Origin of the sequence: Salipaludibacillus aurantiacus (assembly GCF_900111295.1) — a bacterium.
Classification (GTDB): domain Bacteria; phylum Bacillota; class Bacilli; order Bacillales; family Salisediminibacteriaceae; genus Salipaludibacillus; species Salipaludibacillus aurantiacus.
The window spans coordinates 176,613-193,665 of record NZ_FOGT01000005.1; the positions used below are offsets into that span (position 1 = coordinate 176,613).

General features: G+C 40.6%; 17 protein-coding genes. 8 read left to right on the forward strand and 9 right to left on the reverse strand.

Annotated features, from left to right (window positions below; genetic code table 11):
* Positions 1-39: 39 nt before the first annotated feature.
* Entirely contained in the window at positions 40-330 is a 291-nt protein-coding gene (locus tag BMW59_RS07965) for a 4a-hydroxytetrahydrobiopterin dehydratase (protein ID WP_093049925.1), read from the reverse strand.
* 138 nt (positions 331-468) lie between these two features.
* On the opposite strand from BMW59_RS07965, the gene BMW59_RS07970 reads away from it, so the two are divergent.
* The 3 genes from BMW59_RS07970 (at position 469) to BMW59_RS07980 (ending at position 2,441) form a co-directional block, all read left to right on the forward strand.
* Positions 469-942, forward strand: a complete 474-nt coding sequence (locus tag BMW59_RS07970; protein WP_093049927.1) for a glycine/sarcosine/betaine reductase selenoprotein B family protein — start codon at positions 469-471, stop codon at positions 940-942.
* Positions 943-966: 24 nt separating this feature from the next.
* Positions 967-1,209, forward strand: coding sequence for a hypothetical protein (locus tag BMW59_RS21600; RefSeq protein WP_093049929.1), 243 nt, complete (start codon positions 967-969; stop codon positions 1,207-1,209).
* Positions 1,210-1,394: 185 nt separating this feature from the next.
* Positions 1,395-2,441 carry an EAL domain-containing protein gene (locus BMW59_RS07980; protein ID WP_093049931.1) on the forward strand — a complete coding sequence of 349 codons (1,047 nt, stop codon included), beginning with the start codon at positions 1,395-1,397 and terminating at the stop codon, positions 2,439-2,441.
* A gap of 170 nt (positions 2,442-2,611) precedes the next feature.
* Here BMW59_RS07980 and BMW59_RS07990 read toward each other — a convergent pair whose 3' ends face one another.
* From BMW59_RS07990 to BMW59_RS08000, 3 genes are all read right to left on the reverse strand, one after another.
* Positions 2,612-3,055 carry a PCYCGC motif-containing (lipo)protein gene (locus tag BMW59_RS07990; protein WP_281244244.1) on the reverse strand — a complete coding sequence of 148 codons (444 nt, stop codon included), beginning with the start codon at positions 3,053-3,055 and terminating at the stop codon, positions 2,612-2,614.
* Positions 3,056-3,158: 103 nt separating this feature from the next.
* The gene (locus BMW59_RS07995; protein ID WP_093049937.1) at positions 3,159-3,848 is read right to left on the reverse strand and encodes a cytochrome c biogenesis CcdA family protein; all 690 of its coding nucleotides are present in this window, start codon (positions 3,846-3,848) and stop codon (positions 3,159-3,161) included.
* The gene (locus BMW59_RS08000) at positions 3,848-4,369 is read right to left on the reverse strand and encodes a TlpA family protein disulfide reductase (protein ID WP_093049939.1); all 522 of its coding nucleotides are present in this window, start codon (positions 4,367-4,369) and stop codon (positions 3,848-3,850) included. The genes BMW59_RS07995 and BMW59_RS08000 overlap by 1 nt, the downstream gene beginning before the upstream one ends.
* A 92-nt stretch (positions 4,370-4,461) precedes the next feature.
* Between BMW59_RS08000 and BMW59_RS08005 the strand changes: the two genes are divergently transcribed.
* Both BMW59_RS08005 and BMW59_RS08010 read left to right on the forward strand, forming a co-directional pair.
* Entirely contained in the window at positions 4,462-4,899 is a 438-nt protein-coding gene (locus BMW59_RS08005; RefSeq protein ID WP_093049942.1) for a FixH family protein, read from the forward strand.
* Between the two features lie 14 nt (positions 4,900-4,913).
* Positions 4,914-5,504 (forward strand): NAD(P)H-dependent oxidoreductase, encoded by a 591-nt coding sequence (locus tag BMW59_RS08010; RefSeq protein WP_093049945.1) that lies wholly within the window; start codon positions 4,914-4,916, stop codon positions 5,502-5,504.
* Positions 5,505-5,867: 363 nt separating this feature from the next.
* Here BMW59_RS08010 and BMW59_RS08015 read toward each other — a convergent pair whose 3' ends face one another.
* Positions 5,868-7,613, reverse strand: coding sequence for a B12-binding domain-containing radical SAM protein (locus tag BMW59_RS08015; protein ID WP_093049948.1), 1,746 nt, complete (start codon positions 7,611-7,613; stop codon positions 5,868-5,870).
* Between the two features lie 278 nt (positions 7,614-7,891).
* Between BMW59_RS08015 and BMW59_RS08020 the strand changes: the two genes are divergently transcribed.
* Positions 7,892-8,422, forward strand: a complete 531-nt coding sequence (locus BMW59_RS08020) for a hypothetical protein (protein ID WP_177174238.1) — start codon at positions 7,892-7,894, stop codon at positions 8,420-8,422.
* A 175-nt stretch (positions 8,423-8,597) separates the two neighbouring features.
* Here the strand turns inward: BMW59_RS08020 and BMW59_RS08025 are convergent, their stop codons facing one another.
* Positions 8,598-9,374, reverse strand: coding sequence for a hypothetical protein (locus tag BMW59_RS08025; protein ID WP_093049954.1), 777 nt, complete (start codon positions 9,372-9,374; stop codon positions 8,598-8,600).
* Positions 9,375-9,679: 305 nt separating this feature from the next.
* Positions 9,680-10,849, reverse strand: coding sequence for a KamA family radical SAM protein (locus tag BMW59_RS08030; RefSeq protein WP_093049957.1), 1,170 nt, complete (start codon positions 10,847-10,849; stop codon positions 9,680-9,682).
* Between the two features lie 263 nt (positions 10,850-11,112).
* On the opposite strand from BMW59_RS08030, the gene BMW59_RS08035 reads away from it, so the two are divergent.
* Both BMW59_RS08035 and BMW59_RS08040 read left to right on the forward strand, forming a co-directional pair.
* Positions 11,113-12,510, forward strand: a complete 1,398-nt coding sequence (locus BMW59_RS08035) for an aspartate aminotransferase family protein (protein WP_093049960.1) — start codon at positions 11,113-11,115, stop codon at positions 12,508-12,510.
* A 13-nt stretch (positions 12,511-12,523) separates the two neighbouring features.
* Entirely contained in the window at positions 12,524-13,378 is an 855-nt protein-coding gene (locus BMW59_RS08040) for a MurR/RpiR family transcriptional regulator (protein WP_093049963.1), read from the forward strand.
* A gap of 345 nt (positions 13,379-13,723) precedes the next feature.
* Here BMW59_RS08040 and BMW59_RS08045 read toward each other — a convergent pair whose 3' ends face one another.
* Both BMW59_RS08045 and BMW59_RS08050 read right to left on the reverse strand, forming a co-directional pair.
* A complete protein-coding gene (locus BMW59_RS08045; RefSeq protein WP_093049966.1) occupies positions 13,724-15,694 on the reverse strand; it encodes a TRAP transporter permease in 1,971 nt (656 codons plus the stop codon).
* A 264-nt stretch (positions 15,695-15,958) separates the two neighbouring features.
* Entirely contained in the window at positions 15,959-17,026 is a 1,068-nt protein-coding gene (locus BMW59_RS08050) for a TAXI family TRAP transporter solute-binding subunit (protein ID WP_093049969.1), read from the reverse strand.
* Positions 17,027-17,053 lie beyond the last annotated feature (27 nt).

Sequence of the window (17,053 nt, forward strand, 5' to 3'; positions counted from 1 at the left end):
GGAGGCTTACAGCCATTATTTACCCGAAAAACGGTTTATTTAAGTATATCGTTGGTAGGTTTTATCATAAGCATGAGCGGATTCAAAGTCTTTCTGAGTTAAACCCCCTTCATCAAGAGTGCTTAATTTCACTGTAAGCTGTTTATGGTCGACGATAATATAGGGGTGATGCTGGCGTGCTTCGGCAAGGTCAGCCAGTTCGTTTACAAACTGGATGGCTTTCGGAAATGTAGGCAGGATAAACTGTTTGCGGATCCACTTGTTTCCTTCCATCTCCCAGCCTTGTGAATCTTTCAAATTGGCCTGTACTTCCTCATTTGTTAAGATCATTTAACGCATTCCCTCCTATTAATTGAATATTCTTGCGATTTACTTGGGGATATCATATCAAATCCTGTCAAAAAATTAAAGAATTAATCTATTGTTTTCAAATGCTATAATGGGAAGAAAACTAAGAGAGGTGAGTGTATGATTAATTCAATAAAGGAATGGTATTTCAAAAAAATGGCAGCCAGTTCAATTGAAAAGCATGGAAAAGAAAAAATTGAAAAGCTTGCTGTTTTGAATAAACCTGCTAAAGAGTGGAGAGTCTCCTTTTTGACGACTGCAGGAGTCCATTTAAAAGATCAGCCTCCTTTTGACGTGGATGGGGGCGACTGGGGAGTCAGAATGCTTCCTTCTGACAGCAGGGAAGAACAATTAATGGTCACCCATACACACTATGATACAGCGTCGGCCGATCAGGACATTAACTGTGTATATCCTTCAGCTGCGTTACACGCCTTAACCGAAGAGGGACATATAGGCGGACTTACTCCAACCTTTTTTGGAATGATGGGATACATTCCCCGTGTGGACAAATTAATGAATGAAAGTGTGCCGGTGATTTTAAAAAAACTGAAAGAAGAAAAAGCAGATGTGGTTCTTCTTTCACCTGGCTGATATATTTGCCATCAATCGGTCGGATTGATTCAAAAAGAAATAGAAAAGCAGGGGATCGCTTCCATATCACTGACCCATTTTCCGGAGTTATCTGAGAAAGTAAACATTCCAAGAGCTTTGCACATTCGTTTTCCTCTCGGGCGTACGTTTGGCGAGGCTGGGCGGCATGATTTGCATAAAAAGGTTGTAAAAGAAATGATAATTGAACTTGAAAATCCTGGTGAGGAAAGAATAAAGAAATTGCCTTTCAGGTGGAAACGAGATTGAAAATTTTTTCATAGAAGCTATTATTAGGTATATATACCTTTATTTTTCCAATTCCATAAGCTCAATTAGTAAAAAAGGCAGTTATTATTGTGACTGTCTTTTTATTTATGGTAAAATAATCTGTGATAAATGACCTAAATTTAACAGGAGATGAAAATGACAGCAGGAAACAAGGAGGGGAACAAATGGTTACTGTAAATTCATGTGAACAATGCAAAGGTAAAATTCTTTTAATCAACTCAGGAAAACTGCTGTTACATATAGACCAGATTGATGTCGCAGAGCGTGTTAAGGCTCATTTGGATATTAAGGGGATAAAAAGCGTTTTAGCACACCCTTGGCTGCAGATTTGTTTTGGGTCAACGACTGACCTCCAAAGATATATTTCTTTAGTTGAGTCCCAATTAACGGATAAACAAATGCAACAGTTTTCAGGAAGGTTATTATCACATAAGACAGTAGAGGGCCACTCGTTTAATGACTATCCTCTTAGCCAGTTATCGTTAATTATTGAGAATCCGGATTTTGTTAAAATTATTCAGGAAAAACTTTATCAGTCATTTATTCAACCTGTTATTAATACTAAAACAAAGGAAGTAGCGGGGTATGAGTTTCTTCTCCGTCCGGCCAGCAGACTGTATCCTTTTTCGCCAGGTGATCTGTTTATGTTCGCCAGGCATTCAGGATTACAATCTCTATTAGACAGCCAGACACGTATTAATGCAATAAGAACCGCTTCCCACATGGTCCCTGAAGGTAAGAAGTTATTTATTAATTTTCTTCCATCCTCCATTTATAACCCTGAACATTGTCTTAAAAGTACCTTTAAAGCTTTGGAAGATTATGACGTTAACCCACAGGATATCGTGTTTGAAGTCGTTGAAAGTGAAAAAATCCGTGACCTGTCTCATTTGAAATCTATATTTACCTGCTATAAAAAGGCCGGGGTTAAAGTAGCTTTAGATGATATTGGCGCAGGATACTCAACAATTGAGGTATTAAAAGAATTAAAACCGGATTATGCAAAGATTGACCGCCGGGTGATCCAAAATTGCCATAAAGATCCTGTAAAGATGTCCAAAATAAAAAAACTTCGAGCAATTACAAAAGAAATGAAGATTACGCTGCTAGCTGAAGGAATTGAATCTGAAGAGGAGTTTAAAGCTGTTAAGCCTGTAACAGATCTTGTCCAAGGCTATTATTTCGGCCGGCCTTTAAAAAAACCGTGTTAATAAACTCACTTTCCTAAGCTACCTTCAGGAAAGTGAGTCGACAAGCCCCTGGGCAAGCGTCCAGCTGGCGTACTGAAATTACTGCTTTTATAAAAAGAAAATCCGGACAAAATTTTGTCCGGATTTGTTATGCTTAATAATCTTTTGTCCCAGCCTTTTCAGCCCTGCTTTTACATATCTTCAGGAGGGTAAGGAGTATCAGTTGGATCAGCGTATATGGAATAGTTTTCATCCACGTATTCACGAATATCTGTTAAGCTATATCCATCTTCCAGCATATGTTGCACATCCAGTGCAATCTCAATACAAATCCCTCAGCCGGCACCATGAGGATCATACACAATCTGTTCCTCAGTGCTTTCCCGGTTATTAATAAAACAGTCTTTAACATTTTCATGATAAAAAGGATCGATTTGACAGTTGCAGTAGCAAGGGATGTATTCTAAATAGTCGCCATGGCTTACGGCATACTTATAAGCTTCCAGAGCCCCGGGATGCGCTGCCTCTGTAACATAATCAGGCAGTGCAGAAACAGAATTCTCTTCGCTGCATCCTGCAAGGAAGAGGGAAAAAATTATGGCTGAAACAGCCCACAGAAAAATATTACCTCTCATCGAACCCCACCTCTTTTCTATGTTTCTATAAACAATTATAATAATTGCCAAAAAATCCGGAAGTGATTTTTTTCACTTTTTTATTGGCAAATTTATGAAAACGTTAAACAGAGGGGGTAATATATGCCATATTTCCGGTAACTAACAAAACTCCCAATAAGACAAGTAATAGTCCGCTAATGATTGAAATAACCCTTAAATGTTTTTTGAAAAACTTCAGCACAGTAAGACTGGAACTGCCTGCTGCCCCAATAAGAATAAAAGGAATTCCGAGGCCTGTACCGTAAATAAGCAGCAGGCTCCCACCCCGCCAGACTGTCTCTGAGTCTGCAGCCATAATAAGAATAGAACTGAGCATAGGGCCAATACATGGTGTCCAGCCAAAACCGAATGCCATTCCCATTAGCAGGACACTGACAAGACCTCCTCTTTCCCTGAAGAAACGGTTGAAACGGACTTCACGATGGAACAAGGTGATATTCAGAAGACCGAGCAGGTGAAGACCGAACAGGATCACAATAAAACCGAGGAGACGTGAGAGGAATTCCGAAACGGCAGGAGTAAATATATTTCCTACTGCTGTCGCCCCCATCCCTATCAAAATCAACGGTATAATCAAACCAATCACAAAGGCAGCGGTTCTTGGCATAATTTTAAACCTTGCTGCACTGCCGGTTTCAGCCTCAGTTAAAGAAATCCCTGTAATAACTGCAATGTAACTGGGTATTAAAGGTAATATACAAGCGGAAGCGAAAGAGAGAAACCCTGCCGCAAAAGCAAACCATATATCCATTATGAATCCCCGGCTTCCCCATGGTAAGAGTTATATGCTTCCTCATAACGTGTCCCCAGTTCGTCACTAGTTGCAATAATATAAGGATGCGTTCCCAATTCATTTCCTTCTTCATCAAAAAAGACATAAGTGGGTGAAACAGAAACATCATAATGATTTGCGAGGATACGGTCAAGATCGACTCCCCACTCATGGGTGGCATTATATTCATTTTCGAATTTATCGAGAATTTCTTTTTCCCGGCCGTAAAAAACAATGGTAATGACTTCGATTTCATCCTGTTCCTCGACAAACTGTTGAATAAAAGGCATCGAATAGCTGCAGCATTCACATGGTACAGCTACAAATTGCAGAATTGTTTTCTTTTTTCCGATATAATTATCCAGCTTAATGGGCTCATCGGCGTGAATACGCTGAACGGTGGAAATATCACCTTCAGCATTTCCGGCAACAAACGAATAGGTAGTATAAGCCATCCCAGCCAAAATAAATACAATAAGAGCAATGCCCACTTTATTCATAATTGACCCTCCCCTCCAGTGACTATTTTTTCGGCAGATATTTTATTATAATGGAACTAGTTTTATCTTATCTAAACTGAAAGGGGAGAAGAATGAAAAATATAGTCAATTTCATGACATTTTCCAGTATATTTATAGTATTAATAGTAGGTTGTTCGACCCAGGAACTGGAAAAAGTTACTGTAGAATTTAAAGAGGAAAATCAGACATTGGCGACTGGGGAATTTCATACATATCAAGTTAATCTGGCAGACGAGTCCGGAGACCCGTTTAGTGCGGATGATGTTTCTATTTATATGAATATGGAACGAATGAACCACCCTATGCAAGGGACAATGCAGGCAGTTGAGCAAGGTAAATACACGGTTGATCTTCCATTAGCGATGGAAGGTGAGTGGTATGCCGAGGTAACAGTCACTTACGATAATGAAGAGACAACTGAACGGTTTATTTTGTACGCTGAGGGAGATATGGCAGAGGAATACATGAAAGGCTATGACGCAGATACAGGAGAGGTTCCACAGAATTAGGAGGTGATTGGCAAATGAGTTACTTAATAGTGTATATGCATCCTTCTAAAGACAGTTTTAACGGGGCGGTCTTACAAGCTGCCCGGGAAGAATTAGATAAATTAAATTATCCGGTTGAAATAAAAGAGCTGGCCAATGAAAAATTTCCCCCTCACCTTTCCAAGGAAGAATATAAACAAAGTTTATCAGGGGAATATCCTGAAGATATAAGTAAGGAACATGAGAAAATTAAAAAAGCAGAACACCTTATTTTTATTTTCCCTGTATGGTGGGGAGGATTTCCAGCTTTAGGAAAAGGATATATAGACAGAGTTTTTTCTTATGGATTCGCTTATGAGTTAGAAGGTGAGACACCTTTGCCGCAGTTAAACGGAAAAAAAGTATCGTTAATTTTCACTACGGGAGCTCCTGAAAAAGAGTTTCACGAGTCAGGCATGTACGGCCATATGGTTGAATTGTTAGATCAGTCTATTTTTAAATTTTGCGGTCTTGAATTGGATGGGGTTCTTCATTTTGGGGATGTGATCCAGAGCAGTGATAAAGACAGACAGGAAATGCTCAAGACCGTCCGCCAATTCATTTCAAACCTCGCCGAAAAAACTTAAGAACGTTATTTAGAGGCTGGGACAAAACTAAAGACAAGTTTGTAAAAGACGAACAATCATTTTATCAGACATTTTGAAACGTAGGTCACTTTTAGTTTTGCCAATTATTAAATAGTCTCAGGCTCTTTTGATTGAAGGACAGAAGGCGGCGACGCCACAGGGAGTAAGCGCAGTCAGAAGATCCAATTCAACGAAGCTCCAAGCTGAGTTAAATTTAGCTGAAGACAAGCCCCTGGGCGAGCGTACGCCTGGCGGACTGAAATCACTCCTTTTCTCAAAAAGAACAGCCGAACAAAATTCGAAAATTTTGTTCGGCTGCCTTTATAATTACTATTCTTTTGTCCCAGCCCCTTTGCCGGTTTTTTATATCTTTTGTTCCTGGGAGGCGCGGATATAATGTAAAAACGGTTTCTGTTTACTTGGTTCGTATACTGCAAAAAGAAGCCCGTCCTCTTTTTTTATTTCCCCTGTAGAGGTGTAATGCTGGTAATTAAAAGGCAGCTTTTCTGCAATAACATGCTTGGACATCGTTCGTACATCATTTAGATAAGGCTCAAGTTTATTATCTATATGCATGTTATTTATTCGAATGAGGTTTAGGTCGTCTTTTGTCAAACCTTGGGTCCACCACGTTTTTCTGGGCTTTTGTTTAAAGTGAAGGAAGTAATCAATTTTCATTAACCCTTCGATGACAGATAAGTCTTTTACTTGTCTTTTTTTAAGAAAGGAAGCTAAACGGACGAATAAATCTTCAAACTGATGGCCAATTTTACCCCACCCGTGTTCGTCCCAATAATCACCAAATTCCTGGAAAAAATCAAATGGCGTGTTAAAAGTGATGTGTGTTAAATAGTCAACCGTATGATCCAGACGGTGGTCATTCCAGTACTTTTCCAATATATCTTCCACTCGTTTAATGCGGATCACTTCATCGAAACTTAAAATGTTGTTTGCTAATATTTCATAAGGAGCGTGATCCATAAATACGTAATTATACTGTTTGGCCATTGCCCGCATGCCAGTTCCGCGAAGCATTTTCAAAAAGCCCAGCTGAAGTTCTTCAGGCCTTAATGCAAATACGTCATTAAAGGTTTTTTTAAAAGAATTATAATCTTCTTCAGGAAGACCGGCAATTAAATCTAAGTGCTGGTCAATTTTACCTCCGTGCTTTATAAGGTTCACAGTCCGGGCAAGCTTTGAAAAGTTCTGTTTTCTTTTCACCAGTAAATTTGTTTCATCGTTAGTAGACTGTACACCTATTTCAAACCTGAAAATACCTTTTGGAGCGTTTTCATTTAAAAATTCAAGTACTTCGGGACGCATTATATCTGCGGTTATTTCAAATTGAAACTGGCAGCCGCCATGATTGTCAATGAGGAATTGAAATATCTCTAAGGCATAGTCCCGTTTAATGTTAAACGTACGGTCTATGAATTTGATCATTTTTGCTCCATTCGCAATCAGGTAAAGCAACTCTTCTTTTACTTTATTAATATCAAAGTACCGTACGCCTACTTCGATAGAGGAAAGACAGAACTGGCATTGGAATGGACAGCCGCGGCTTGTTTCGAAGTAAACAATACGTTTATTAAGCTCAATTCTGTCTGCTTCAAACCGGTACGGAGTAGGAATGGCAGTAATATCAAGATTTGGTTTGGCCGGTGTTAACACGACTTGTCCATTATCACGGTAAGCGAGGCTGCCGATATTTTTAACTGATTTTTGATCTTTTACAGCTTCAAGAAGGTGCTTAAATGTTTCTTCCCCTTCCCCCCGCACAATGTAATCAGCTTCTGGAATACGTTCCATCCAATAATCTGTGTCATATGATACTTCAGGCCCGCCAAGTATAAAAGATGTTTCAGGAAGAACCTTTTTAAGCATTTTAACAATTTGAATTGTTTTTTCAATATTCCATATATAACAGCTGAATCCTATAACGTCCGGCTTTTTTGTATACAAGTCCTGTACAATATTTAAGTCAGGATCTTTTAGGGTATATTCCTTAATATTTATTTGGAAATCAGGTTCAGCGTAAGCTTTTAAAAGTCTTAATGCCAAACAAGTATGAATGTACTTCGCATTTATTGTTGTTACAACAATGTTCATTATGACGCCTCCGTTTAAATCATCTCAGCTTATCATATCATATTTAAGTTCGAAAAATCATGTGTGTATACGCATAACCTTACAGGCTAAAGGCCGGCACGGCAAATGGCATAGTGAAATGTCACGTTTTAAGACCGTCATCATAATATGAAGTGAACCACGGTTAAAAGTGATTAAAAGCGATAGCCTTAAAACGTTTTAAAAAAGAGAGGGGTTTATAAATGTCTTGTAATTGCAGTAAAAAGCCCGGCTACCCAATGGTGCCTCAAACAGGAGTTATGCCGTTCCAAGGTCACATGCAGCCCGGCAATGAAATGATGCATGGAGGATACATGGGCATGCACACTCCAGCAGGTATGATGCCTCAAATGCAGCAAATGGGCATGCCAATGGGCCATCCGAACATGGGTCCACAGCAAATGGGCTACCAGCATATGGAGCCGCACCAAATGGGAATGCAGCAAATGGATACAAGTCATATGGGACAGCAGCAAATGGGAACGCATCATATGGATCAGAACCATATGGGGCAGCAGCAAATGGGTGCGCCAATGAACACTCATATGGGTTCCCCGCAAATGACACCTCAGCAAATGGGGCAGCAAATGAACTGGCACCAAATGCCTTACGGCAATCAAATGCACTCTCAACAAATGGGTCAGCCTGCGCCTGACCATGCAATGATGCAGCATCACATGGCCGGACATCATATGGAAGGTGCTTCCAGTCATGCGGGAACAGCACAGCAGCAGGGAAGTATGCCTCATACAGGATATGTACCTGAAGAACATGACGATGACTTTGATTAAGATCTTCAGTAGTGAGACTGAGACAAGAGAATAACAATTTAAAAAGACATCCGGGCAATATCTATAGTCCGGATGTCTTTTGATGATAGTATTAATTTCAGCCTGCCAAATGGACACTGATCTGTGCTGTGAAAACATATTCTTCAGTTGAACGAAGGAGGGGACACCCGGAGGATTAGCGATCGTTCTCCATCGGAATGACAAATGAAAATCGCCACTTAGGAAGATCCACCGTTGTTCTTTCAATAGAAATAAGAGAAGGAAGGGAGATGGGCTGGGCAAATTCCAATTCAACATTATATCCTGCCTCGTTTGTATCCACTCTCGTAAACATAGGGTGAACGACTTCATTGCTTAAGGTTTTCGTAAATAAATACGAGAAGTTTTCTTCGTTGTAACCAGGATGTTCGTCTATTAAATCGAAACTTAAACTCCGGTCTTCCACTTTTACATTCATTAATCTTAGATCCCCCATTTTGGCCATATTAATATGGCTGCTCTCAAGCTTAAAAGGATATCCATGTTCAAATAACCTTGGAACTATGTATAGCGGAATATGAAAAAAAGCATTATCAGGATTGGCAGGCGGGGATGTGATACCAAGTGTAATCCCCATTTGATGGCTGTCAAGAGGCTCACCGTTAATCTGATCATGAGTGATTTCAGCATTCTTAATTTCATACTTAATGTCTTCAGAGTCGGCTATAAATTCAGGGAATAAAAACTGGTAATCACTCTCTGAAATTTGTGTCTTGTCAGTATGTTCAGCTACAAAGAGCAATTGGGAATCATTTTGATTATGAGATATGGATTTGAATGACAGTATGAAAGGCGCCTTTTCAATAGTAGTGTTTTCATAAGACGGTTCTTTCATATTTTCTGAATGAAAAAAAGGTTCAGTCTGGCATCCTGTGAGCACCAGAACAAAAAAACATACAATAAACTGCTTCATAGTAACATCCCTCACACTCTTATTAGTATCTATTGTACTGGTGTAAGCCTTGACGTGGAAGCCTTTTAACGGAAGTCTATAATAAAATCCTATAAAATTGAGCCTGAAAAATATCTGAATTGCGGGAGAGAGATTGTCATTGATAAGAGGGGAGGGATATTTTATTTTGGGAGGTATACTGTACTGCGGGTAGGGGAACCTGAAGGGAACTCTGACCAGTAAATCTTTAGTTTATAGTAACAAATAAAAATGGCCCTCGCCTAATGGGGAGAGCCATTTTTATTTTTCAGCTGCGCTGTAAAGAATTAATTAAGAATGGTTTGCTCTTTTTCTGCAATTTTGTCATTTGCACCTTTAAAATCTTCCCATTTTTTTCGAGGAGGCTCCCAGTATTGTTCATTACCAGGCAGATCGTCGAACCACGCAGCATCATCAGGACAGTCAAGAACCATAAACTTACCATAGTTTCCGTCCCTTGACTGATGGTATTTTAAATATGCTTTTCCGTTATCAATGGCAAGGATTTCAATTTTACCCGACGTATGGCTCATAGAAAGACGTACCCGTTTTCCGAGCCCGGAAGTATTTGCTTTAGCTTCTTCAACAATTTCATAAGCTTCTTTTAATGAAAGGACAAATTCATTATTACCTGCTACAGGGCGGTTTATAAAGAAATAATAAGGGGTGACTCCGGCCCATGAAAGCTTATCTAACAGTTCGGCTAATACTTTAGGATCGTCGTTAATTCCTCTTAGTACCGGTGTCTGGTTAACGACAATAGCGCCGGCATTATGCAGGGCTTCAAAACCGCGTTTAGCTTCCGGGGTAATTTCAACTGGATGATTAATATGCGCCATTACATATATTCTCTGCTCCGGTGTAGAATATTCACTGATTAAGTCCAGCAAACCCTGGTCTTCGTATATTCGCATTGGGTTAAATACAGGCATTTTTGAACCAAGACGAATAATTTTCACATGAGGAATTTCCCGCAGCTGTTCTATAATTCCCCGCAGTTTTTTAGTGGCGAGAATGAGAGAATCTCCCCCGGTAAGAAGAACGTTTGTAATTTCAGGGTGCTCTTTAATGTATTCAATTCCCGGCTGAACATCGGACATTGCTTCTTTTATATCATTCCGGAATAAGCGCTTTCTGAAACAATAACGGCAGTAAGCTCCGCAGACTTCAGAAACGATTAAGAGGGCAGTCTGATCATATTTGTGCTGGCATCCGGGTACGACATAGTTAGTATCTTCATCAGAGGCGTCCCATCGGCCATACTCTTCTAACTCTCCTTCATTTGGTATAACCAGTTTGCGGATCGGGTCTTCTGGATCTCCCCAATCGATTAATCCTAAATAATATTCATTCACTCGGAACACGAATTTTTCAGTAATCTGTTTCAGTTTCTGTTTTTCTTCATCTGAGAGGTGAGGGACCTTCTCGATGTTCATAATATATTTTGGCTGAGCCATTAGAAATCATCCCCTTCGTAGTAGTCTATAATCATTTAAACACAACCCTTGAAATCGGTCAAAAACGGAGGAAATGATTAATTAAAACGGATAAATGAAAGAAATACTCCATTTTTCTTGGACTATTTAAAAATTAAACGTCCAGATAAATTTTTAATTAAAAATTTTGTTTAATCACTTCACAGACAGGTTATATTATCATAAAATGAAATAAATATTTCATTAAAATGAAAGAAAGAAGGAAAGGTGGAGAAAGATTTTAAATGGCCATTAAAAAAGTTGAACATCCCATGATTGAATTCGGGTTACAAACGAAAGGTTCTTATGAACATATGCAAGAAGCAAAAAAATACCTGCCTGGCGGTGTGACTGCTAATATTAAGCATTTTGCCCCGTATCCGGTAGTTATGGATAAAGGTAAGGGGGCGTGGCTGAAAGACGTAGACGGCCACTGGTACGTTGACTACTTAATGGGATACGGATCGCTTGCATTAGGCCACGGTCATTCTAAAATCAAAGAAGCGGTTTACGACCAATTGATGGATGACGGCACTTGTCTTTTTGGGACACCGCACAAGCTGGAAACAGCATTTGCTAAAAAAATAATGAGTTATTACCCATCCATCGAAAAAGTGAGATATACAAATTCAGGAACAGAAGCAACCCAGCTGGCGATACGCCTGGCTCAGGTATTTACAGGCAAGAAGCGTATAGCAAAATTTGAAGGGCATTATCACGGCGGCTATAAAGAAATGCTTTACAGTATTAATCCGCCTGTCTCGGAAGCGGGTTTGGAAGAGGCACCTTCTCCGGTTCCTGAATCAGCAGGGGTAGATGTGGACGGCCAGGAACCTTATATACTCCCTTTCAATCACCTGAAAGGCATGGAAAAACTTCTTAAAAACCATCATAAAGAGTTAGCGGCCGTACTGATTGAACCGGTTCAGTCCGGATTTATTCCCGCAGACCAGGTATTCATGGACAGGTTAAGAGAGTTAACGAAGAAGTATGGAGTTATACTCATTTATGATGAAGTAAAAACAGGATTCCGTTCAGCACTCGGCGGAGGCCAGGAAAAGTACCAGGTTAAACCTGATTTAACGACTCTCGGTAAAGTTATTGGAGGAGGTTTCCCTATAGGTGTTGTGGGGGGCAGAAGTGATATTCTTGATGTCAGCTCTCCGGACAGAGGGGCAGATGTATTTGAAGCAGGAGCTCAGGGTAAAGCTTCAGCAAAAGAAGTGCTTTTTCACAGCGGTACTTACAATGGCCATCCAACAATTCTTGCCGCAGGTCTGGCAACCATTTCTGTTTTAGAAGAGGGCTATAATGACGTATTGTCTTTTACAAATGAATTAAGAAAAGGAATCGAAGAAATTGGCAGGAAGGCAGGATTCCCTCTTAAGACTTGTGGAGTTGGTTCCATTTTTAATGTAATATGGAATCAGGACACATTACCGAGGCACTACCGGGACCTCCAAAAAACAAACACAAAGATGAGAAAAGAACTGGACTTTAAGTTGCTTCAGTCCGGCCTTTATACGAAACCCTTGAACCGGTACAGCATCTCTGCAGCACATGGGGAGGAAGAACTTGAGTTCACTTTAAAGGCTTATGAGAAAGCGTGTGAAAGTTTAAAAGGAGGAGCTGGGGTGTCCTGAAGGAGGGAACACCTTGCTAGAGAGTGATGTTTACAAACGAATGATTGAATCGCGTGAGAAAATGAGTAAATCACATAAAAAAATAGCTAATTATTTAATAGAACATCATGAAACGGCTCCTTTTTTAACAGCTTCAAAGCTTGCTAAAAATGTGGAAGTGGGAGAAGCCACAGTTATCCGTTTTGCATTCTTTCTAAATTATAAAGGCTACCCGGATCTGCAGCGGCATCTACAAGAAGCTTTACAGAGAAAAATGACTTCTGCCGAGGTGCTTGCCAGAACCACAGATGATGAGAACGATACAGAGAATGTGGTCAGTGAAGTATTATCAGATGATATCCAGAATCTGAAAGAAACATTGAACCAGGTAGATCCTGCCTTGTTTGAAAAAGTTGTCTATGAAATGATTCAAGCGGAAAGGATCTATATTATTGCTTACCGCAGTGCTTCCAGTATAGGCGGGTTCCTGGAATTTTATCTTGACCTTGTCCTTCAAAACACGGAAATGATCCAGCAGGCAGATGGCGTTTCTGAACATTTGCTGGATATCTCAAAAAACGACCTGGTCATTGGGCTTGGCTTTTCCAGGTATACAAAAAGGACAGTGGAGGCTCTTAAATATGTTAAACAGCGGGATGCAAAAACAGTAGTCATTACAGACCATCTGTTAAGCCCACTCGTTCCATACGGCGATTATAAGATAGTAGCAACGACAGAAATTAATTCTTTTATTGACTCATTCGCAGCTCCTATGAGCTTAGCAAGCGCCCTTATTACAGCTCTGACAAGATCTGAACATAAGAAAGTAGAGAAAAGGCTGCAGGACCTGGAAGGATTATGGGAAACTTTTGATGTTTTTTATGATTAAAATCCCGAAGAGAGGCTGGGACTTAGCTAAAGACAAGTTTGTAAAGGTCAAACAATAATTTTTATCAGACAGTTTATAAGGTCGTTATCTTTAGTTTTCCAATAGCCTCAGCTTTTTTGATTGAAAGACAGAAGCAGTGACCCCACAGGGAATTAAGCGCAGTCTGAAGATCCAATTCAACGAATCCCGAGGCAGAGTTGAAATGTAGTTAAAAGCGAGCCACTGGCAACTGTCCGCCTGACGGACTAAAATCACTCCTTTTTCTCAAAAGAACAGCCGAACAAAATTCGAAAATTTTGTTCGGCTTTTTTATGATTACTATTCTTTTGTTGCAGCCTCTTTTCTTTAAGAGGCTGCTGATTCTTTCAGATCTCTTTTTTTACGGTAGTGCTGGAGGAATCCTATTAAAAGGAAGAGCCCCAGGCCGCTTAATTCTATCACTAGATTTTCCGGATAAATAAGCATTAACCCGGACAGTAAGAGCAATAGTCTTTCATACCATTTAAAGCTGTATACAAAATAATTCATCATAGTCGCACTTACAGCAGCCATTCCTAAAATAGCCGTTATAAGAAGCTGAATAACCGTTAATACATCTGCGTCCTGGAGTAACAGTGCCGGATTATACACAAAGACATAAGGTATTATAAACCCGGCAATTGCCAGCTTGAAGGCTGTTACACCTGCCCTCATCGGGTTCGCTTTGGCAATTCCCGAGCCGGCGTATGCGGCGAGACAAACAGGTGGTGTGATATCAGCTACGATTCCGAAATAAAATACAAAGAAGTGCGCAGCAATATCAGGAACGCCAAAAGCAATCAGTGCCGGTGCTGCCATTGAGGCAGTAACAACATAGTTTGCGGTGGTTGGCAGTCCCATTCCAAGCAAGATACAAGCAATCATTGTAAAGAACATAAGCAGGAATAAATTATCCCCTGCGAGTGCTAACAGGCCTCCGGCTATTTTTCCGCCTAAGCCTGTGAAGACGACAATACCTACGATTATACCAGCCGTGGCACAGGCTGCTATAACTGGTAAAGCAATCCTTGCCCCTTGCTCAAGCGCATCTATAATATCTGAAGGCCCCATACGGGTTTCTTTACGGAAGAAACTGACAAGGAAAGCTGTTCCTATCCCTGCGAGGGCCGCATAGGTCGGAGTAAATCCGTTAACAAGCATAGACACAATAACGACAAGCGGAAGCAGTAAGTCAAGTTTTTTACTTAAACCTTTCAATGAGGGAAGCTCACTTTTCGGCAGACCTGTTATCCCGTAGCGCTTTGCTTCGAAGTGGGTTCCCATGAACACACTCGTGAAGTAAAGGATGGCTGGGATAATACCAATAATAATAATATCACTGTATGAAACACTTGAGACATATTCAGCCATAATAAAAGCGGCTGCCCCCATAATTGGCGGCATAATTTGACCGCCTGTTGAGGCTGAAGCTTCAGCGGCAGCAGCAAATTCCGGTCTGAATTTGGCTCTTTTCATCATTGGAATAGTGAATGAGCCGGAAGCTACTGTATTTGCCACAGAGCTTCCTGTTACAGTTCCTTGCAAGGCCGAAGCAGCTACTGCAGCTTTAGCAGTCCCGCCGGTAAATCTGCCCGTCGCCCCGAAAGCGAGGTCGTTAAAGTATTGTCCAACCCCTGTTTTGGTTAACATTACGCCAAAGAACAGAAACAGATAAATATAAGTAGAAGAAATCTGAATAGGCGTTCCGAAAATGGCATCTGAGGTGAAAAATAATCTTCTCGACAATCCAGCCCAGTCGAATCCGCCATGGCCGAAATAAGGAATATTTGTGCCATAAAGACCGTAAAGAATCGCTAATGAAGCAATAACGATAATAGGCAGGCCTACTGCACGTCTTGTTGCTTCCAGCAACAGGATAATTCCAATAGTTGCGACGATAATATCCAAAGTTCCGAAGCCTAACACCCGTGCCGGACCGGTAATCCAGTCATACCTGAATATAATGTAATAAACGGAGCACATAGATAAGAAGGCTAATACAACATCATACCAGGGTACACCGACTTTTTTCATTCCGCTTCTTCTAAAAGGATATAATAGGAAAATGAGTCCCATAGCTGTTCCCAGGTGAACAGCACCTTGTATCAGATAAACGAGAGGCCCGCCAGTTTGAGGGAATGCCCTCCACACGTGGAACACCGTTAACGAAATAGCCAGGAAAGATATGACCCATCCCCACTTCCCGGGGTTCTGGCGGTAGGCGGATTCTTTATCGTATCTGGACAACATCTCCTGTTGTTCTTTTTCTGTTAGTAAATCTTTATTAGTATCTGACATAATTTCACCTCACATTATTACTTATATGTTCTGAATTACTTTGTCATACAAAATAAAATCGACGAAAAGGAAGGAGCATTAAGAAGTTCCAGCACTTTCGTCGAGGTTCTGCCTTAAATGTTTGCAGAGCCGAAAAGTTTATCAGTATCTTTTTTTTACCATAGTTTTTTAAATTGAACAATGGATATTTACTGGTAAACAAGAAGAAAGAGACCGGACATGATCCTCCAGAGGTCCGGCCTCTTAACAGACAAAGTTTATGTTTTACTCTGTAATACCTTCTTCTTCAAAGTATCTCTCAGCACCTGGATGAATTGGAAGCCCATTAGAACCGTTTAAGGCGTTTTCTTTTGTCAGATGGTCGCCTTGAGGATGTGAGATATCTCCACTGTGTTCAAACAGAGCTTTTGTAATTTCATATCCAAGCTCTTCATCAATTGTATCTGTAGAACCTACCAGAATAGCATAGGCTGTAATTGCCTGGACATCTTCATCCATGAAATCATAAGAGTCAGCAGGAATATTCAGTGCTTCGTATCCGCTGTTTTCTTCTATATAATCAAGTCCCTCATCGCTGATAGGGAGTAAGCGGATATCCCGGGAAATCGATAATTCTTCAATGCTTCCGGCAGGTAAACCAAGAAGACCGAACGAAGCATCTAAGTTTCCGTCCTGAATACGGCCCGCAGCATCTCCAAATCCTTCTTCGTAAGCATCGTAATCGCCGTCTTCAAGTCCGTAGGCTTCTAAAACTAATTTAGCAGCTGCCTGTGTGCCGCTCCCTGGAGGCCCAATGGCAACAGACTTGTCTTTAAGGTCGCCAATTGATTCAATTCCTGAATCTGCGCCCGTTACAATCTGCATAACCTCTGGATAAATGTGGCCCATAAATCCGAAGTTGTCAACTTCAACACCTTCAAAGTCTCCGTCGCCCGTTAAGGAGTCAAGAGCAGGAAGGTGGACAGACATACCGAGATCCATTTCTCCCTGGAAAATACTGATGATGTTATCAACTGAGGCACCGGAAGAAACAGCGCTCAAATCAAACCCGTCTACTTCAATATTATTATTAATTACTGTAGCCATTTCCTGTCCTAAAGGATAATAAGTACCCCCGGTGCTCCCTGTACCTAATTGCAGGTTTCCGACGTCCGTGTCAGCGGCTGCATTATCATCACCGCCGCCGTTGTCATTTGCTTCATTTTCTTCCGCGTTATTATTTCCGCCGGCGTTGTTTCCATCATTGCCGTTGTCATCTCCCTCTCCACATGCAGCAAGGATTAAACTGCCTGTTAAGAGTAACGCGAACATGGAAGTGTACTTTTTCTTCAACTTACATTCCCCCTTAGTTTTTTTAAT